Raw genomic sequence first — 19,231 nt, 5'->3', positions numbered from 1 at the left:
TGCACTGCTCGATGATTCATATACTAGCCGCAACTACTCTCATGACAAAAAACGCCAGTGCATAGTCTCGGCGAGGAGAAAAATGATGCGGGTTCTGGTTCTCGGTAGCGGTGTGATTGGCACTGTCAGCGCTTATTATTTGGCACGTCAGGGTTTTGAGGTGGTCGTCGTCGATCGCCAAGATGGCCCTGCGCTGGAAACCAGTTTCGCCAACGCTGGCCAGGTTTCACCTGGCTACGCCTCTCCTTGGGCTGCACCGGGCGTTCCGCTCAAAGCCATCAAGTGGTTGTTGCAAAAGCACGCGCCACTGGCTATCAAGGCCACTGCTGACGTTGACCAGTATTTGTGGATGGCGCAGATGCTGCGCAATTGCACGGCCAGCCGCTATGCGGTGAACAAAGAGCGCATGGTGCGCTTGTCTGAATACAGCCGTGATTGCCTCGATGAATTGCGTGCCGAAACCGGCATTGCCTACGAAGGCCGCAGTCTTGGCACCACTCAGCTGTTCCGCACCCAGGCGCAACTCGATAACGCCGCTAAAGACATCGCCGTTCTCAAGCAGTCGGGCGTGCCCTATGAGTTGCTTGACCGCGATGGTATTGCGCGCGTTGAGCCAGCACTGGCAGGCGTTACCGACAAGCTGGCGGGTGCTCTTCGCTTGCCGAATGACCAAACTGGCGACTGCCAGATGTTCACCACCAAGTTGGCCGAGATGGCGCGCAACATGGGTGTTGAGTTCCGCTTTGGCCAAAATATTCAGCGTATCGAAGCGCTGGGTGACCGAATCAACGGTGTGTGGATCGACGGTAAGCTGGAAACCGCTGACCGCTACGTGCTTGCCTTGGGTAGCTTCAGCCCGCAATTGCTTAAGCCGCTTGGCATTCGTGCGCCAGTCTATCCGCTCAAAGGTTACTCACTGACCGTGCCTATCGTGAATCCGGATATGGCGCCCATGTCGACCATTCTTGATGAAACCTACAAGGTGGCGATTACCCGTTTCGACCAGCGCATTCGGGTCGGCGGTATGGCTGAAATTGCCGGTTTTGACATGACTTTGAACCCGCGCCGGCGTGAAACCTTGGAAATGATCGTGGGTGATCTTTATCCACAAGGTGGTGATCTGGCCCAGGCTGATTTCTGGACGGGCTTGCGCCCTGCGACTCCAGACGGCACGCCGATTGTTGGCGGCACCCGGTTTAGCAATCTGTTTCTGAATACCGGTCACGGTACATTGGGTTGGACCATGGCCTGTGGCTCAGGCCGTTTCCTGGCTGACACCATGGCGTCCAAGCGCCCACAGATCAGTGCTGAAGGCCTGGACATTTCTCGTTATAGCCGTTCCAAGGAAGCTGAAAAACATGGCTCTACAGCGCCTGCGCACTGAAACCCGTCACAGCGAAATAGTTATCCACAATGGCACAGTCTATCTGGCTGGCCAGTTGGCGGATGACTACAGCGGTGACGTGGTTGAGCAAACTAAACAAACCTTGGCCAATATCGATTTGATGTTGGGCGAGGCGGGCACAGACAAAAGTCAGATTTTGTCAGTGACCATTTATCTCAAAGACATGGCACGCGATTACGTTGGCCTTAACCAAGTATGGGATGCATGGGTCGAACCCGGCACTGCGCCAGCGCGCGCGGCAGTCGAAGCCACTATGTACACCCCAGATGTGTTGGTTGAGATGACCGTAATTGCTGCCCTGCCATAAATTGGCGAAGTGTCTTCAACCGTCATGTTTCACCTCCTAGCCCAGCACTGCTGGGCTTTTTTTAACCCATTCAGTCCTCTGCCAAGAAGCTCAACTTATGCGTCCAGCCCGTGCTCTGATTGATCTAAATGCTTTGCGTCATAACTACCGTTTGGCCCGCGAAATATCGGGAACCAAAGCCTTGGCCGTGGTTAAGGCCAATGCCTATGGGCATGGCGCTGTACGCTGTGCGCAGGCGCTGGCTGAGGACGTTAACGGGTTTGCGGTGGCCTGCATTGAAGAAGCCTTGGAGCTGCGCGAGGCGGGTATTGACCAGCCAATTTTGTTACTTGAAGGCTTTTTTGAAGCGCAAGAGTTGGCGTTGATTGAGCAACACCAACTTTGGTGTGTGGTGCACTCCATGTGGCAACTGGAGGCGCTTGAGCGTGCGAACATCAGTCTGCCACTGACCATTTGGCTCAAGCTGGATTCGGGCATGCACCGCGTTGGCTTGCATCCGGAAGAGTACGCCGCGGCTTACCAGCGCCTCGCAAGCTGTCCGAACGTTAACAACATTGTATTGATGAGCCACTTTGCCCGTGCGGATGAACTGAGCTGTACCGGCGTTGCCGATCAAGCCGCGGTATTCGCCCAAGCGCGTAAAGAAATCAATGTCGAGGTCAGTATGGGCAATTCGCCGGCCATACTGGGTTGGCCAGACTTACACAGCGACTGGGTGCGCCCGGGCATCATGCTGTATGGCGCGAGCCCTTTCGAGCAGGCGCATGAGATGGCCGCGAAACTGCAGCCTGTCATGACCCTTGAGTCGAAAATTATCAGTGTGCGTGAGCTGCCTGTTGGCGAACCTATTGGCTATGGCGCGCGGTTTATCACCGAGCGGCCAACGCGGGTTGGCGTGGTTGCGATGGGCTATGCCGACGGTTATCCACGGCATGCACCAACCGGTACACCAGTGATGATTGACGGCAAAATGAGCCGTTTGATTGGTCGTGTATCGATGGACATGCTCACAGTCGACCTGACTGACTTGCCGGACGCGGGGCTTGGCAGCCATGTCGAACTATGGGGAAAACAGGTGCTTGCCAGTGATGTTGCTGCACATGCAGAGACGATTCCTTATCAACTGTTCTGCAATCTGCGCCGTGTGCCACTGCTCTATCTTGAGGGTTAAAATGGTAATAGCACTGCGCTAATCATTCAGCTGGGCAATATTTAGGCACAAACTGTTGTAAATACTGAACGCTATTGCCATGATACGGCCACATTTTCCGTATCTTCCCGAGGGGGACGCAAGCATTGGACGTCGGTGTACGACTGCAATCCATCCGTAAGTTGAAAGGCCTTTCCCAGCGTGAACTCGCAAAGCGTGCGGGCGTCACTAACAGCACCATTTCGATGATTGAGAAGAACAGCGTAAGCCCCTCAATCAGTTCGTTGAAAAAGGTGTTGGCGGGTATCCCAATGTCGCTAGTGGAGTTTTTCTCCCTCGATGCCGATCAGGACAGCAACACTCAGGTCGTTTACAAAGCGAATGAGTTGATTGATATATCTGATGGGGCCGTGACCATGAAGCTGGTCGGCAAGGCTCATCCCAGCCGTGCCATTGCCTTTCTCTCAGAGACGTATCCACCAGGTGCAGATACAGGCGACGAGATGCTCAATCACGAAGGTGAGGAAGCTGGGATCTTGGTCGAAGGTCGGCTGGAACTGGTGGTCGGTACCGAAACCTACACCCTCGAAAAGGGCGATAGCTACTACTTTGAGAGCAGTAAGCCACATCGTTTTCGTAATCCCTTCGATGAGCCAGCCAAGCTTATCAGTGCGACAACCCCAGCCAACTTCTAAGTAATGGCTGAAAGGATTGCGTGGAGTTTCAGTAAATTTTCAGGGCTTGTGGTGGTTAAACTGGCGAAAATGCAGCCTTTGTAAGGCTGTTCGCATCGTTCAGTTACAGGCTTGGCTGAAGCTGCGGCATTTTGATGTGTTTCAGCTTGTTGGGCTTCTCGTTATACTTAGCGCCCGCTCGCGTAACCGTGGCCGCGGGCGAACCAAGCCACGATGAGGGTGTAAGCGTGAATATGATTAAAAAAATGCTGGTTGCTCCTGCAGCCGTGTTAGCTATCTGGGCAGCCTCTGCTCATGCAGCGACTGATGATGCTATTGCTGCACGTTTGAAACCAGTAGGTGAAGTTTGCGTTCAGGGTGAAGAGTGCAAGGGGATTGAGGTTGCAGCTTCTGCTGCAGGCGGCGGTGCCAAAACTCCGGATGACATCATTGCTGGGCATTGTGGCGCTTGCCACTCTACAGGCGTATTGGGTGCACCAAAAATCGGTGACACCGCTGCCTGGAAAAAACGTGCTGACGAGCAGGGCGGTATAGACGGCTTGCTGGCTAAGGCCATTACAGGTATCAATGCCATGCCGCCGAAAGGCACCTGTGGCGATTGCTCTGATGACGAGCTCAAAGCGACCATTGAGAAGATGTCTGGCCTGTAAGCCGGTAACTTCTAAAAACAAAAGAACCGCCTAAAGGCGGTTTTTTTGTTTTTATCCCTCGGGGCGTAATTCTGATGCGGGTATAGTCAAACCGGAGTGATCTGCAAAGCGCAAGGAGTGCTTGATGCCGCAATTGTGTTCGATTGATGACGCTGTAGAGCGAGTTCTAGAAGAGATCGAAGGGCCAATACACCTCGGTCTCCCGCTGGGGCTAGGCAAGCCCAATAGCTGGGTCAATGCGCTGTATCAGCGTTGCAAAGCGCTGCCAGAGCGCGAGCTGAATATCTACACCGCTTTGTGCTTGGGGCGTCCGCATGCGGATCAGGGTTTGCAGCAACGCTTTTTGCAGCCGTTCGTAGAGCGTGTGTTTGCGGATTATCCGGAGTTGGACTTCTTGATCGACCTGCGCCGTGGCGAGTTACCGGCCAATGTACGAGTTGAACAGTTCTTTATGCAGCCTGGCAGCTTGCTGCACAGCGACGTGGCCCAGCAAAACTATGTCAGCAGCAACTACAGCCATGCCGCCCGCGATATCAATGCGCGGGGTCTCAATGTCCTCGCTCAACTCGTCGCCAGTGATCCGCAACGGCCTGAGCACTTCAGTCTGAGCTGCAACCCGGATATCACCCTTGATATCTTGCCGATGCTGGATAAGCGTCGGGCCAACGGCGAGAAAATCCTTTATCTGGCTCAGGTCCACAGCGCGCTGCCGTATATGGCGGGTGATGCCGAGATTGCCTGTGAGCGTTTTGATATTCAGCTGCAAGCGCCTGATACAACGACCTTGTTCTCAACGCCCAATATGCCGATCAGCCTACAAGACCATTGCATTGGTCTACACGCCAGCACCTTGGTGCGTGATGGTGGCACCCTGCAAATTGGTATTGGTTCGATGGGCGATGCATTAACGGCCGCTCTATTGGCGCGTGACAGCAATAATAGCGAGTATAACGCTCTGCTTGATGCACTGAGTTGCCCAGCCGACTGGCGTCAGTGGGTGGAAAAGGTTGGCGGCACTGAGGGGTTTAGTCAGGGCCTATACGGCTGCAGTGAAATGTTCGTCAACGGCATGCTGTTACTGGCTGACGCGGGCATTATCCGTCGTGCGGTTTATCCGGATTTGCTGGTGCAGCAGTTGGCTTCTGCCGGTGCACTGGATAGCAACGGTCAGCTGCTAAGCATCCAGCTGTTGCTGGATGCGGGGCTGGCATCCAAGCTTGATGATCAAGGCTTGGCTGAGCTCCAGGCGTACGGCTTGCTTGCAGAAGGCATCAACTGGCTTGAGGGGCAGTTAAATTTACCCTGCGGACGTCAAGTGCCGGCCGATCTGGCTGACCCGCAAACCCAACAAGCCTTGACACCGTATTTGCGCCCGGCCAGCAACTCAGTGGTGGTGCATGGCGGTTTCTTTCTTGGGCCACGGTCATTCTACGACCGTTTGAACGCGCTGAGCTTCGAGCAGCGTAAGCGCTACGCCATGACCGGTATCTGCTTTATCAATGAGCTCTACGGGCAGGAAGAGTTAAAGCGTTTGCAGCGCCGGGATGCACGGTTTATCAACACGGCGTTTACCGTGACCTTGATGGGCGCTGCAGTTTCTGACCAGTTGGAAAATGGCCGCGTGCTTAGCGGTGTCGGCGGTCAATACAACTTTGTCGCTCAAGGCCATGCATTGGAGGGTGCGCGTTCGATATTGCTGCTGCGCAGTTGGCGCGAGGCTGACGGTGAGGTGCGTTCCAATATCGTCTGGGAGTATGGCCACACCACGATTCCCCGGCACTTGCGCGACATTGTTGTCAGCGAATACGGCGTCGCAGACTTACGCGGCAAGAGTGACTCACAGGTGATTGAGGCGCTGCTCAATATCAGCGATTCGCGTTTTCAGGATGAGTTAATCAGCCAGGCGCAAGAAAACGGCAAGCTGGATAAGGGTTTCCAGCTCGACAGCCGTTACAGCAATAACCTGCCCGAGCGCCTTGAGGCATTACAGGCAGAGCACAGCGGCATGTTCGATGAGTTTGCCTTGGGTTGCGACTTCACCTCAGAGGAGCGCGACCTGCTGCGTGCTCTGACGTGGCTTAAGCGCAAATTCAAGCTCTCGGAGATATTGCGTCTGGGCAAGGCAACCCTTGATGCACCTGAACCAGAGGCATTTATGCCGCATCTGCAGCGCATGGCCTTGGCTGAGCCGGACGGCTTGCGCGAAGAGTTGTATCAGCGGCTGGTGCTGGCGGGTTTGCAAGCTACGCAAACCGCTTAATCAACCGCGCACTGGATGTGCGCCGTTGATTAAACCCAAGGCTTACTCCAGGAAGCTGACTTTGCCATCTGCCAGTGAGCTGATGCGTGCCAAGGATTCAACGCGGAAACCTTGATCATCCAGCTCGCTGCGGCCAACCTGAAACGACTTTTCGATGACAACGCCAATCCCGGCGATGCTCGCGCCAGCTTGCTGAATTACATCGATCAGCGCTTTTGCTGCCCGCCCATTCGCCAGGAAGTCATCAATGACCAGTACATGGTCATCGGCCGTCAGGTGTTTAGCTGACACCGCGATGGTGCTCTCGGTCTGCTTGGTGAAGGAGTAAACCTTCGAGGTCAGCAGGTTGTCTTTGAGCGTCAACGATTGATACTTACGGGCAAAAATAACTGGAACCCCGAGCTCAAGGCCCGCCATCACTGCAGGCGCGATGCCGGAGGCTTCGATGGTGACGATCTTGGTAATGTTCTGGTCGCGAAAGCGAACCGCAAACTCATGGCCAATCTGTTGCATCAGCTTAGGGTCAATCTGATGGTTCAAAAAGGCATCGACCTTGAGTACTTGCTCTGAGAGGACAATGCCTTCTTCGCGAATTTTTTGTTTCAGCGCTTCCACGCAACAGCCCTCATATAGTGTGAAACCCCAATTTTTCAGGCAGTGTGAAAACTACTACGCTCGGCAATACTGCGTTATAAACAGGCGAAAAATGCTCATTTAGAACACCTAAACTGCGCTTTTTCGCCTGTTAAAGCCTTGTCTTGCCTTTGCTCGTGACGTTTTCACACATCCTGCTTTGCTGGGGGCTTTGTCAGTCGCTGGGCAAAAATGCCAACAACTGAGCGATAGTTAACCGTCTATTTTTTCAGCATTGCCCTTAGGTCCGCTAGTGCCGCATTGCCACGGGCTGCTTTTACTTCAACGGGAGCCTCTTCCAAGCCTTCCCATTGCAAGTCCTCTGGCGGCAATTCATCGAGAAAGCGACTAGGCGTACAGTCGATTATCTCACCGTATTGCTTGCGCTTGGCTGCGAAGGTAAAGGCCAGTGTTTCGCGCGCGCGGGTAATTCCAACGTAGGCTAAGCGACGCTCTTCTTCAATGGTGTCCGCTTCAATACTGGAGCGGTGCGGTAGAATTTCTTCTTCCATGCCGATGATAAATACATAGGGAAACTCCAAGCCTTTGGAGGCGTGCAAGGTCAGCATCTGCACGCCGTCGGCACCTTCTTCTTCCTCTTGCTGGCGTTCCAGCATGTCTCGCAATACCAGCTTGCCGATCGCGTCTTCGATGGTCATGTCGCCGTCTTCATCGCGCTCCAAGGTGTTTTTCAACGCCTCAATCAGGAACCAGACGTTGCCCATGCGCGCATCGGCGACTTTATCGTTGGACGCGTTCTGGCGTAGCCAGTTTTCGTAATCAATATCCATGACCATGCTGCGCAGCGCTGCAATGGGGTCATTTTGCGCGCATTGTTGGCGAACGCCATCCATCCAGCGAGTAAAACGCGCTAAACGGTCGGTGAATCGGCTATCCAGGTGTTCGCCAAGGCCCAATTCGCCTGCAGCCTGGTACATGCTGATTTTACGGTCGGTGGCGTAGTTGCCCAGCTTTTCAAGGGTGGCCGAACCGATCTCTCGGCGCGGTACGTTGATCACTCGTAGAAAGGCATTGTCGTCATCTGGATTGACCAGCAGACGGAAGTAAGACATCAAATCCTTAACTTCCTGCCGAGCAAAGAAGCTGGTGCCACCGCTGAGGCGGTAAGGAATCTGGTGATGCTGGAGCTTGAGCTCCATCAACTTGGCCTGATAGTTACCCCGGTAAAGAATCGCGAAATCGTTGTAGGGACGGTCAGTGCGCAAGTGCAGCGTGAGGATCTCCATCGCCACGCGTTCGCACTCGGCATCTTCATTGCGGCAGCGGATCACGCGGATCTCATCGCCGTGGCCCATTTCACTCCAGAGCTGTTTCTCGAAGGCGTGCGGGTTATTGGAAATCAGGGTGTTGGCGCACTTGAGGATGCGGCTGGTGGAGCGGTAGTTCTGCTCCAGCATGACAATCTTCAGCGAAGGGTAGTCTTCCTTGAGCAGCATCAGATTTTCTGGCCGCGCACCGCGCCACGCATAAATCGACTGGTCATCGTCACCGACCACGGTGAACTGGTTACGTGTGCCCACCAGCAGTTTCACCAGCAAATACTGGCTGGCGTTGGTGTCTTGGTATTCGTCGACCAGCAGGTAGCGAATGCGGTTTTGCCACTTTTCCAGAATGTCCGCATGTTCCTGGAACAGCTTGACCGGCATCAGGATCAAGTCATCGAAGTCGACTGCGTTATAGGCTTTTAAGGTGCGCTGGTAATGCAAGTAGACGATGGCGGCGGTTTGCTCTTTAGGGTTGCGCGACTCGGCCAGGGCTTGATCGGGCAGGATCAGGTCGTTCTTCCACGAGCCGATGTAGTTCTTAATTTCATCAATGCCATCATCGCCGGCATATTCTTTTTGCATGATGTCGCTGAGCAGGGCCTTGATGTCACCTTCATCGAAAATCGAGAAGCCCGGCTTATAACCGAGACGCGCGTATTCCTTGCGGATGATATTCATGCCCAGATTGTGGAAGGTCGACACGGTCAAGCCCCGAGCTTCGGCCCCTTTGAGCAGGGTACCGACCCGCTCTTTCATCTCGCGAGCAGCCTTGTTGGTAAAGGTCATGGCGACAATGTGCTGAGCGCGTATGCCGCAGTTCTTCACCAGATGGGCAATCTTGCGGGTGATTACGCTGGTCTTGCCGGAGCCAGCACCGGCGAGCACCAAAAGAGGGCCGCCGACGTAGTTCACGGCTTCCTGCTGCCGAGGGTTCAGTCGGGACATTACAGTTATCACATGGAGAGTGGGCGCGCATTTTAGCAGGCTCAGCGCTTTATGCCTTGACCATCTGGAAGTGTGTGTTGGTGCACGTAGTTAGACAAGGCAGGCTTGGTTATTTGACGAATTACAGTAATCTCAGATGCCATTTCATACATCGGATAGTGGCAAAAAGCCTCTTTGTATGAAATGAGCCGTTGATTAGAATCAATTGAGAGCGGCGGATAAGCCGTTAGCCTGATAAGTACGGCACTTGTCGAAGGCTCGACTTTAGAGCAGGATGCGTCAGCGCAGCAGGGATGTGCAGATTAGACGCCGATAACGGCGCATTTGGCGGAGGAACCGCCGCATCATTTTTGTTTTTGGGGAGGTTGTTTGTCTGCGTTCGTCGAGCCCTTAACGCTGATCCTGCTTGCCGAGGACTCTGCCTGGCCTGCGTTGTTGCATGAATGCCTTAAGCCTATGGATGGGGCGTACTCGCTTGTATCCGCACCCTCATGGGACATTGCGCGCAACCTATTTGCTAGCCACATTAACGCTGTATTGCTGACCACACGCAGTCACCAGCCAGCGCTTGGCGCTTGCCCATTACCGATTATTTTGTTGCTTGAGCAAGAGCCTGACGATGAACCGCAAGGCATTAACGATTGGCTGGTCCGCTCACAACTAACCCAAGACGTGTTGCGCCGCTGCCTGCGCTACGCACGTGAGCAAGGCTCGCTCAAGCACACCCTTAACCGGTTGGCCGAACAAGATGCCTTGACTGGCATTGCCAATCGCCAAGGTTTTCAGACCCTGCTTTCCGCACGTTTGGCAGCCGCCGAAAGCCGCGGCTTGGCGCTCGGTCACCTGGACTTGGATAACTTTCGCCACGTTAACGACGCTTTGGGCTTTCAGGCGGGTGATAATTTAATCCTGCAGGTGGTTGCGCGGCTTAAGTCGATTCTGCAGTCGGGCGATCAACTGGCTCGCTTAGGCAGCGATGAGTTTGCACTGCTGCTTGATACCCGGCGTGATGTGCTGCGAGCTGAGCGTTTCGCTGAGCGCTTGACCGAAGTCTTGGCCGAGCCTTACTGGGTCGATGGCGAGAGCCTGATGCTCGGCTGTAGCCTTGGGATTGCCCATGCTCGCGCCAATGCTGGGCCTGACCCTTTGATGTGGCATGCACACATTGCCATGCAACAGGCTAAGAATCATCAGGGCTGCACGTCGTACATCTATGATGAGCGGATCAATCACAATGCGCGCAGCCAAGCAGACCTCGAAAGTGAACTGCGGCGGGCACTGCGTCGCGATGAGCTGGAATTGCATTATCAGCCGCGTTTGTGCCTGAAAACCGGCTCGATTGTTGGGATCGAGGCGTTGGTGCGTTGGCGTCACGCAACCCGCGGCTTGCTCTCGCCCAATGAGTTTGTACCGCTGGCCGAAGAAAGCGGCCTAATCGTTCCACTGGGTTACTGGGTCATTTCCCGCGCGCTGCGGGACATGCAATGGTTAAGAGGGCGGGGGCTTGAGCCGCTGCACATGGCGGTCAATCTGTCCTTCCGGCAGTTCCAGGACAGCCAGCTATTGCCAACGCTCAAGCGTTTAATTGATGAGCGTGGGATTGATGCGCAGTGGCTGGAGTTTGAACTGACCGAGACCGCTATCATGCGTCGTAGCGACCATGTGCGTCAGACTATGCTGGCGCTGGGTGAGCTCGGCGTGCGCTTCTCGCTGGATGACTTTGGCACAGGGTTTTCGTCATTCGTGCACCTCAATAGCCTGCCGATCACGTTGTTGAAGATCGATAAAAGCTTTGTCGGTGGCATGTGCGATCGCGCAGAGAACCGCTTATTGGTGCGGGCAATGATCAATTTGGCGCACAACCTCAATTTGCAGGTGGTCGCCGAGGGGGTTGAAAACACCGAGCAGCTGGCAATGTTACGCCAGTTCGGGTGTGACCAAGCCCAAGGCTTTTTGATCAGCAAGGCGATTCCACTGAGTGAGCTGGCGAAGTTTCTGGTTTACGGTGTGCGGAATGTTCTGCCAGGCATTAGTCAGAAAAAATAAACAACAGGCCCTTCCGCGGCAGTCAGTGAATGCCCCCTCTTGGGCGTGATAGGAATAGGCAATCCTCGCAGATTATCCGGCATTGGTCGGCGTGGTCTGGCTTATTACCATGGTCGCCTGTCAACCGAGAGGACACGCGCATGAGCAACCCTAAAACCTTGTTTATCACGGGCATCAGTAGTGGTTTCGGCAAAGCGCTTGCAGCTGAGGCGCTGGCTGATGGACACCGGGTCGTGGGTACGGTTCGTGATGCTGCTGCACTGCATGCTTTCGAGGCGCTTTCAGCCGATGCCCACGGCGTCATCCTCGATGTCACCGACTTTGACCGGATCGACGCCGTGGTCGCTGAGGTCGAGGCGCAATATGGCCCGGTGGATGTTCTGGTGAACAACGCAGGCTACGGCCATGAGGGTATATTCGAAGAGTCGCCACTGGACGAAATGCGACACCAGTTCGACGTTAATCTGTTTGGCGCAGTAGCGGTTACCAAGGCATTTGTGCCTTACTTTCGTCAGCGCCGCAGTGGGCATATCATCAATATCACCTCCATGGGCGGCACCATCACCATGCCCGGTATCGCCTATTATTGTGCAAGCAAATTCGCACTTGAGGGCGTCTCCGATACGTTGAGCAAAGAGCTCAAGCCTTTCAATATCTTCGTCACTGCTGTAGCACCAGGCTCGTTTCGCACCGATTGGGCGGGCCGCTCGATGCAGCGCACCCCGCGCAGTATTGCCGACTACGATGAAAGCTTTGACCCGGTGCGCAAAGCGCGTGAAGAGAAAAGCGGCAAACAATTAGGCGACCCGCAAAAGGCTGCGCGAGCCATGCTGCAACTGATCGCCAGTGCCTCTCCACCCGCCCACTTGCTGCTCGGCAGCGATGCGCTGAACCTGGTGCGCGACGCGCTTGTACAGCGTCTGGGTGATATCGAACACTGGGAAACACTGGCCCGCTCTACAGATGGTTGAGCTTCGCTAGAAGGGGTTGCATATGAGTCATGGTGCATCGCGTACTCGGCGCATGGTGCAACTGATGGAGCAGTTGGCGCCGCTGGAAGGTTACAACTTGAGTCCGCTGGAAGACATACGCTTCCTGCGCTCTAATCGGCCCCTGAATCGCACGCCAGTGCTCTATGATCCAGGCATTGTCATCCTGTGCCAGGGCTGCAAGAGAGGCTACCTGGGTGACGATGTCTATGTGTACGACGCCCAGCACTATCTTGTGGTGTCCGTACCTGTGCCTTTTACCATGGAGACAGACGCCAGTGAGCTGGAGCCGATGCTTGCGGTGTATATGCGCTTGGATTTCAAGCTCGCCGGCGAGTTGATTCTGGAAATTGACGAGACATTTGGTCCTACACAGGCGCAGCCAAAAGGCATGTATTCATCGCCAATGGATGACATGTTGCGCGACTCAACACTGCGTTTTCTCGAGGCGATGAACCATCCGGTCGAGGCACAGATCCTTGGTCCATCGTTGGTGCGGGAAATCTACTACCGCATAATTGCGGGTGAGCAAGGCGGCTCGATGCGAGCGGCGTTGAGCAGGCAGGGGCATTTCGCAAAAGTGACTCGAGCCATTCGCAAGATACACAGCTGCTACCAGCAACGGCTGGATGTCGAGGCCCTGGCGCAGGAGGCCAGTATGAGTATTGCCAGTTTCCATCTGCATTTCAGAGCCGTCACCGACTCCTCGCCCATGCAATACCTGAAATCGACACGCTTGCATCAGGCTCGGTTGTTGATGCTGCGTAACGATATGTCCGCGGCATCGGCGGCCTTCGACGTGGGGTACGAAAGTCCGTCGCAGTTCAGTCGGGAATTTAAGCGTTTTTTCGGGCGCACGCCCCATGCAGAGGTCGAGTGGATGAAGGCAGCGTATGCGCTGCCTGCACCTGTCATGCCTTCTATCTACGTGTCTTCACACTAGTTTTGCCTTGCCGCTGGTATTGGCTGAAGCCCTCGTTCCATGTTGCAGTCGTTGGCCGCGATGAGCGAACGGGCTAAACCGGCTTACTGCAGGCGGCTTGCAAACTGTCTCGTTCCAGCATCCGTGCGGTTTTCCATTCAAAGCCCAGGCTCAGGCCAATCGCCGCACAGGCAAGGCCGCTGGCCAGTCCCCACCACACCCCTGCTGCCCCCCAGTTGAAGACGAATGTCAGTGTCCAGGCCATGGGTGCACCAATTAGCCAATAACAAACAAGGCCGGTGTAAAAGGTGGTTTTGGCATCTTTTAGGCCACGGATCGCGCCCATGGCGATGGTTTGAATACCATCAAACAGTTCAAACCAGGCGGCAATGGCCAACAGGCTTATGGCGAGCGCGATAATCGACTGGAACGCGGGGTCATGGCGGTCGAGAAACAAGCCAATGACCCATTGTGGTGCCAGCCAAAACAGCAAGGCGAAGCCGAGCATGCAGGTGGCACCGAACATCAGGCCCAGCCGACCACTGCGCCGCGCCTCAAGTAAGCGCCCTGCGCCATAATGCTGGCCTATCCGAAAGGTGACCGCATATGAAATGCCGACCGGTACCATAAACGCGACATACACCGATTGCAGGGCAATTTGATGCGCGGCCATCTGCGTGCTGCCCAGCGCACCCATGCACAGCGCAGCAAAGGCAAATAATCCTGACTCAACCGCATAGGTGCCGCCGATGGGTAAGCCAAGACGGATCAGCTCTTTGAGTTCTTGCCAGTCGGGCTGCCACAAGCCGCGTTGCAATGGATAGGCACCGTAGGCACTGTGGTGCATCACATGCCTGGCCAGCAGCAAGGCCATGGCACTCATCACAATCGCGGTGACCAGGCCAATACCAGCTAAACCCATGGGTGGCAGACCAAACCAGCCTTTGATCAAGGCGTAGTTGAGGATAAAGTTCGCCAGCGCGCCCCCAATACTGATGGCCATGACCGGTCCAGGCCGACCGATTGCACTGGTAAAGCCGCGCAGCGCCATAAAGGTCATGTAGCCGGGCAGGGCAAATACCACGGTCGAGAGAAAATGCATGGCGCGCTCAACGTTCTCTGGTGTTTGTTGAGCGTGTTCCAAGGCGGGTTCAAGGTTCCACAGAATAAGCCCCGCGATTAAGGCCAGGCCCCAGCCCATCCATAAGCCGTTTTGAGTCAAGCGAGTAACGCCAGCTGCATCCGCAGAACCATGACGGATGGCGACAAGGTTACCGACTGCGCCAATCGCGCCGACGCAGAAAATCGAGACAAATGAGTAGCACGCCGCGCCGAGCCCACCACCCGCCAGCTCTTCCGGGCCAAGCAGGCCCATCATTACGGTGTCGGTAAATACCATTAAAACATGCGCCAACTGGGCAGCGATAAGCGGGCCAGATAGACGCAGGATAGCCAACAGTTCAATACGGTTAGGGCTCGACATGCGCGGGTTCTTTAGAAAAGTGAGTAAGGTTTGCCTGCGCTGCCGTCAGCAAAGCGACTGCTGCGAAACGCGCTTAGATCCAGGGCAGTAGCGCCTTGTGTCAGCCATTGCGTCATCAATTGCCCAACAATCGGCCCCATGGCGAAGCCGTGACCGCAAAAGCCGGTGGCAATCAGCAAGCCGGGTATGTGGCTAGGCGCATCAAGTACGGGTATGCCATCGGGCAATACGTCGATAAATCCGGCCCAGCTTTCGATCACGCGCACCTCGTGCAATGCCGGAAAGGCTCGTGCCAGGGCTTTTTCAGCCGTGCGTATACGACTGGTCTCGGGTCTGGCGTGCGGGTCGCGCTCGCCGAGGGCGTTATTTTCGCCGCGCAGACGCAATTTTAGGTCGTGCAACAGCGCCCCGTTGAGGTGGAAGCGAAAGCTACTATGGTGCTCTGGCAGCAGCGGTAAGTACCAAGAGGCACCCCGCAAGAAGTCCAGGCTCAGGTCGATATCTGCCTGGGCTTCATCCGCAAGATTCAAGCTGCCATCCATGCGTTGCCGAATGCCAATGCCATGGCCGATAAAACTGCAGCCACCAATATCTGGAACCGCGCTAGTGCGCGATACAGTGCTGCGCAGCGCCTGCTGTGGGATCTCCAGCCCAAGCGGTGCCAGCAAGCGCCAACTGCTGGCACCTGCAGCAATCAGTACGCGTGAGGTTTTTACATAGCCGCGTTCAGTTTGTACGCCACAGATGGCACCGCCTGCCCGCTCCACTGCGGTGACGCCGCAGCCTTCGGCAAATACGACGCCTGCCTCGGCAGCGCGCAATGCATAGCCTGGGGCGACCCGACGCGGCTCTGCCTGACCGTCGCTGGCGGTGAATAATCCACCTTTTGCTGGGTTAGCCAGGCTCGGCAGCTTGGCGGCGACCTCACGACTACTGAGCAACTGGGTGTCGAGACCATGGCTGGCTGCAACATCGAGCCAGTCATGGTACTGGTTCAGATGCTGATCATTTTCGGCCAGATACATACAGCCGTCTTGTCGCCATTCCAAAGGTAACTGCAACTCATGCTCAAGCTGTTTCCACAGTTCAATCGAGGCCATCATCAAGGGCACTTCGGCCGGATCGCGCGCTTGCTGACGAACAAAGCCCCAAGCCCGGGTAGACTGCTGGCTGGCCAACCCTGCTTTGTCGCAGACCAGCACCGACAAGCCTTTCTGACGCAGATAGTACGCGCTTGCACAGCCCATAATGCCAGAGCCAGCTATGACAATATCGACTTCGCGCGGCAACGCCGCAGCGTGGCTAATAGCTGGATGGAGGGGGTAGCTGCCATGTGACATAAAAGGTGCCAGATTAAGTATTCAGGCTTTCAGTATGGGAAATTGCAGCCGCTTACTGCAAAATGAAAATACCCCTGCTTAGTATGAGTTTTAGTTATCCATGAGCCGAAAGTTAGCGCCCTTATACGCACTGCGTGCCTTTGAGGCTGCTGCGCGCCACTGCTCATTTACTCAGGCGGGCGAAGAACTTGCTATCACCCAAAGTGCGGTCAGCCGACATGTCCGTACGCTTGAGGAGTATTTCGACTGCCGTCTATTTGAGCGCAGCGGGCGTAGCCTTAAGCTGACAGAACCCGGTCGGACCTTGCTCCCCGGCTTGCGCGAGGGTTTTGATGCCCTTGAGCGATCATGTGCCCCCCTGCAGGCCGATGATGGAATATTGCGTTTAAAGGCGCCGTCGACCCTGACCATGCGTTGGTTACTCGCTCGGCTTTCGCGGTTCCGCGCGCAAAGTGATGACATCGAGGTGCAATTGACCAGCGCTTGGATGGATGTCGATAAAGTTGACTTCCTGCATGAGCCTTTCGATTGTGCCGTACTGCTGAGCAACGGAAACTTTGCCGATGACTGGGAAAGTGAATTGCTATTTGCCGAGTGGCTGATCCCCGTATGCGCCCCTGATGCTGCGCGCAACGGTGTTTGGGACTTGGCGCAACTGCAACATGCAGAGTTGTTGCATCCGACCCCGGACCGCCGCGATTGGCGTCAGTGGTTGCAGGCGATGAATCTAATTGAGCAAGTCCCCCTGCGCGGCGGCCAGGTGTTTGACACGCTGGAGTTGGGGATGGTGGCGGCTGCGCGCGGTTATGGTGTTTCAATTGGCGACCTGGTGATGGTCGCTGAGGATGTCGAACAAGAGCGTCTTGGTTTGCCTTGGCCGACAGCTGTACCGAGTGGCTTTAGCTACTACCTTGTATGGCCCAAGGCGCGGCGAAACCAAGAGCGGTTTAAACGCTTGCGTGACTACCTTGTCAGCGAAGTTTCCGCCATGCGTCTACCGCAGGTCGAATGGATTAAGTAATCGGCTAAGCAGTACTTAAGTTCTGTAACACCGGGCCGATGAAGCCGATACAGCGATGTTGACTCCGATGGTTTGGGGCGCATCAGTGTTCGTATTCTCGGAGCTTTTATGAATCCATCCCGTTCCTCGATCACTCGACAACTTGCGTTGGCCTTGGCGATTATCCTGACTGTATTGATTAGTCTCAGCACAGTATTTGCTTTGCGCTCCTTGAGTGATGCCAACGTGGCGATTCGTGAGGAGCACTTGGCCAGCGAGTCGCGCTTGATGGCCGATCAGTTGAACACGTTCAACACCAGTTTGCTTGAGAGTACCCAGCGTCTGGCAGGGCTATTCGAGAAACGCTTTGACTCGGGGATAGTCATCAAACCCGAGGAGCGAGTCGATGTGGTTGGCGTGCAGACGCCAGCGTTATATGCCGGTGATGAGCGGCTCAATAATGCCTTTGAGCGGGTCGATGAGTTTAAAAATCTCACCGCTGGCGTGGCCACGGTGTTTGTCCGTGACGGCACTGAGTTCGTGCGGGTGACCACATCGCTCACTAAGCAGGATGGCAGTCGTGCCATTGGCACTGCGCTGGATCACAACCACCCGGCTTATCAGCGCCTGTTGCAAAACCAGAGCTATGTGGGCCGGGCACTGCTGTTTGATCGCGCTTACATGACCCAGTACACGCCAGTCACTGATGGCCAGGGTCAGGTGATTGCTGTGCTGTTCGTCGGCTTTGATTACACCGATACGCAAAACAGTCAGTTTGCTGCTCTGCAGGATTTCCGTATCGGTAAGTCTGGATCCCTGGCGATTTTCGATGCAAGCGGCAAATGGCTGGTTGCCCCCTTCGCCGCCAAAAACTCGGATTCGGCGCCGGCGAAATTGATTGAGCGCGCATCAACCCCTAGCCAGGGCATGATCTGGAATGACGGCCAGCAAGATTTTTACAGCGTCACAGCCCCGTTTGCTGCTGGCGGTTGGCAAGTGGTTGCAAGCATGCCGATGGCTGAGATTCAGGCAGTGACTTGGTCCCTTGGCTGGCAATTGGCGATTGGTAGCCTGATCGCCTTGGTTTTGGCTGTTGCTGCGGTGATCTGGCTCCTGCAGCGTAAATTGCAGCCACTGGGTCAACTGGTTAAACAGGCCCAGGCGCTGGGTGCTGGCGATTTAAGTGCGCGCTCGACGATCAAGGGCAATGATGAAATCACTGACCTTGCGAGCAGCTTCAACCAAATGGGTGAGGCACTGGCGAGCATGGTCGAGCGTATTCGCAGTTCAGCTCAGGCAGTAAGCAGCCGCGCCCAAGCGCTCTCGGGGCTTTCCAGCGGTGCCTATGAGGGCATTGAGCAGCAGTCAGGCGAGATCAGCAGCATGGCAGGTGCAGTTGAGGAATTCAGCGCAACCTCCTTGGACATCGCCGACAATATGCGTCATACCGAGCGCCTCGCCAATGACAACGCCAAGCAGACCGGCATTGGGCGCAGCTCGATGGATGAAGCATCAAAGGCTCTTGAGCAAATTGCTGGCTCGCTGGACGGGACATCGACGGTTATCAATAGCCTAGGCAAGCGCTCGCAGGAGATTGGCGGCATTGTCAGCGTGATCACCTCCATTGCCGAACAAACCAATCTGCTGGCCTTGAATGCGGCAATTGAAGCTGCACGGGCCGGTGAGCAAGGCCGAGGCTTTGCTGTGGTTGCTGACGAAGTTCGCAGTCTGGCCGGGCGAACCCGCGATGCGACGACTGAAATATCGAGCATGATTGGCAGCATTCAAACCGAAACAGCCAGTGCTATCAGCACCATGGAGCAAGGTCAGTTACTGATGAGCGAAGGCTTACTGCTTAACACCCGGGTGGTTGAGGCGTTGGCGCAAATTGCTGAACAAACGCGTATGGCGGGGGATCAGTTTGCGTCAATTACCACTGCAACTTCAGAGCAAAGCAGCACCGCGACAGCCTTGAGCAGCAACTTGCAAAGTATTGCCCTGGCCAACAGCGAGCAGCATCAAGTCATCGCCAACTTGGCAGAGACTGCCCGCGAGCTCGACAGCTTGGCAGGTGAGTTGCGCAATGAAGTTGGACGCTTTCAATAATTCGGATGGTGGTA

The 19,231-nt window shown here is 55.3% G+C and carries 15 protein-coding genes and 1 pseudogene; 12 read left to right on the top strand and 4 right to left on the bottom strand.

Going from position 1 to position 19,231, the window contains the following annotated elements; genetic code table 11:
• Window positions 1-85: 85 nt before the first annotated feature.
• The 6 genes from dadA to ACIGCM_RS15765 all read left to right on the top strand — a co-directional run bounded on the left by dadA (window position 86) and on the right by ACIGCM_RS15765 (window position 6,467).
• Window positions 86-1,384: a D-amino acid dehydrogenase gene (gene dadA / locus ACIGCM_RS15790; RefSeq protein WP_397503318.1), complete on the top strand. Its 1,299-nt coding sequence runs from the start codon at window positions 86-88 to the stop codon at window positions 1,382-1,384.
• Window positions 1,359-1,712, top strand: coding sequence for a RidA family protein (locus tag ACIGCM_RS15785; protein ID WP_397503027.1), 354 nt, complete (start codon window positions 1,359-1,361; stop codon window positions 1,710-1,712). Before dadA ends, ACIGCM_RS15785 begins: the two co-directional genes overlap by 26 nt.
• Window positions 1,713-1,809: 97 nt before the next feature.
• Window positions 1,810-2,883 (top strand): alanine racemase, encoded by a 1,074-nt coding sequence (gene alr, locus ACIGCM_RS15780; protein WP_397503026.1) that lies wholly within the window; start codon window positions 1,810-1,812, stop codon window positions 2,881-2,883.
• Window positions 2,884-3,008: 125 nt separating this feature from the next.
• A complete protein-coding gene (locus tag ACIGCM_RS15775; protein ID WP_397503025.1) occupies window positions 3,009-3,557 on the top strand; it encodes a cupin domain-containing protein in 549 nt (182 codons plus the stop codon).
• A 227-nt stretch (window positions 3,558-3,784) separates the two neighbouring features.
• Window positions 3,785-4,207: a c-type cytochrome gene (locus tag ACIGCM_RS15770; protein ID WP_397503024.1), complete on the top strand. Its 423-nt coding sequence runs from the start codon at window positions 3,785-3,787 to the stop codon at window positions 4,205-4,207.
• A 124-nt stretch (window positions 4,208-4,331) separates the two neighbouring features.
• Window positions 4,332-6,467 carry an acetyl-CoA hydrolase/transferase C-terminal domain-containing protein gene (locus ACIGCM_RS15765; protein ID WP_397503023.1) on the top strand — a complete coding sequence of 712 codons (2,136 nt, stop codon included), beginning with the start codon at window positions 4,332-4,334 and terminating at the stop codon, window positions 6,465-6,467.
• A 42-nt stretch (window positions 6,468-6,509) separates the two neighbouring features.
• On the opposite strand, the gene ACIGCM_RS15760 is transcribed toward ACIGCM_RS15765, so the two are convergent.
• Window positions 6,510-7,082: a xanthine phosphoribosyltransferase gene (locus ACIGCM_RS15760; protein WP_397503022.1), complete on the bottom strand. Its 573-nt coding sequence runs from the start codon at window positions 7,080-7,082 to the stop codon at window positions 6,510-6,512.
• A 239-nt stretch (window positions 7,083-7,321) separates the two neighbouring features.
• Window positions 7,322-9,331 (bottom strand): DNA helicase Rep, encoded by a 2,010-nt coding sequence (rep, locus tag ACIGCM_RS15755; protein ID WP_397503021.1) that lies wholly within the window; start codon window positions 9,329-9,331, stop codon window positions 7,322-7,324.
• Between the two features lie 369 nt (window positions 9,332-9,700).
• Here rep and ACIGCM_RS15750 point away from each other — a divergent pair, with 369 nt between their 5' ends.
• From ACIGCM_RS15750 to ACIGCM_RS15740, 3 genes are all read left to right on the top strand, one after another.
• On the top strand, window positions 9,701-11,377 hold the full coding sequence (locus tag ACIGCM_RS15750) for a putative bifunctional diguanylate cyclase/phosphodiesterase (RefSeq protein ID WP_397503020.1): 1,677 nt from the start codon (window positions 9,701-9,703) through the stop codon (window positions 11,375-11,377).
• A 140-nt stretch (window positions 11,378-11,517) separates the two neighbouring features.
• Window positions 11,518-12,348, top strand: a complete 831-nt coding sequence (locus ACIGCM_RS15745) for an oxidoreductase (RefSeq protein WP_397503019.1) — start codon at window positions 11,518-11,520, stop codon at window positions 12,346-12,348.
• A gap of 22 nt (window positions 12,349-12,370) precedes the next feature.
• Window positions 12,371-13,309, top strand: coding sequence for an AraC family transcriptional regulator N-terminal domain-containing protein (locus ACIGCM_RS15740; RefSeq protein WP_397503018.1), 939 nt, complete (start codon window positions 12,371-12,373; stop codon window positions 13,307-13,309).
• Between the two features lie 73 nt (window positions 13,310-13,382).
• Here the strand turns inward: ACIGCM_RS15740 and ACIGCM_RS15735 are convergent, their stop codons facing one another.
• On the bottom strand, window positions 13,383-14,771 hold the full coding sequence (locus ACIGCM_RS15735) for a NorM family multidrug efflux MATE transporter (protein WP_397503017.1): 1,389 nt from the start codon (window positions 14,769-14,771) through the stop codon (window positions 13,383-13,385).
• Window positions 14,772-14,782: 11 nt separating this feature from the next.
• Window positions 14,783-16,111, bottom strand: coding sequence for an NAD(P)/FAD-dependent oxidoreductase (locus ACIGCM_RS15730; protein WP_397503016.1), 1,329 nt, complete (start codon window positions 16,109-16,111; stop codon window positions 14,783-14,785).
• 100 nt (window positions 16,112-16,211) lie between these two features.
• Between ACIGCM_RS15730 and ACIGCM_RS15725 the strand changes: the two genes are divergently transcribed.
• The 3 genes and pseudogenes from ACIGCM_RS15725 (at window position 16,212) to ACIGCM_RS15715 (ending at window position 19,217) form a co-directional block, all read left to right on the top strand.
• The gene (locus ACIGCM_RS15725; protein WP_397503015.1) at window positions 16,212-17,132 is read left to right on the top strand and encodes a LysR substrate-binding domain-containing protein; all 921 of its coding nucleotides are present in this window, start codon (window positions 16,212-16,214) and stop codon (window positions 17,130-17,132) included.
• Window positions 17,133-17,240: 108 nt separating this feature from the next.
• A pseudogene (locus tag ACIGCM_RS15720) lies at window positions 17,241-18,359 on the top strand (Cache 3/Cache 2 fusion domain-containing protein); the annotation flags it as partial.
• Window positions 18,357-19,217, top strand: a complete 861-nt coding sequence (locus ACIGCM_RS15715) for a methyl-accepting chemotaxis protein (protein ID WP_397503317.1) — start codon at window positions 18,357-18,359, stop codon at window positions 19,215-19,217. The pseudogene ACIGCM_RS15720 and the gene ACIGCM_RS15715, both read left to right, overlap by 3 nt.
• Window positions 19,218-19,231 lie beyond the last annotated feature (14 nt).

This window comes from Pseudomonas sp. NPDC078700 (assembly GCF_044542375.1).
GTDB lineage: Bacteria > Pseudomonadota > Gammaproteobacteria > Pseudomonadales > Pseudomonadaceae > Aquipseudomonas.
Note: the sequence above shows the minus strand (reverse complement) of the source record. Positions and strands in the feature narration are given on the sequence as shown.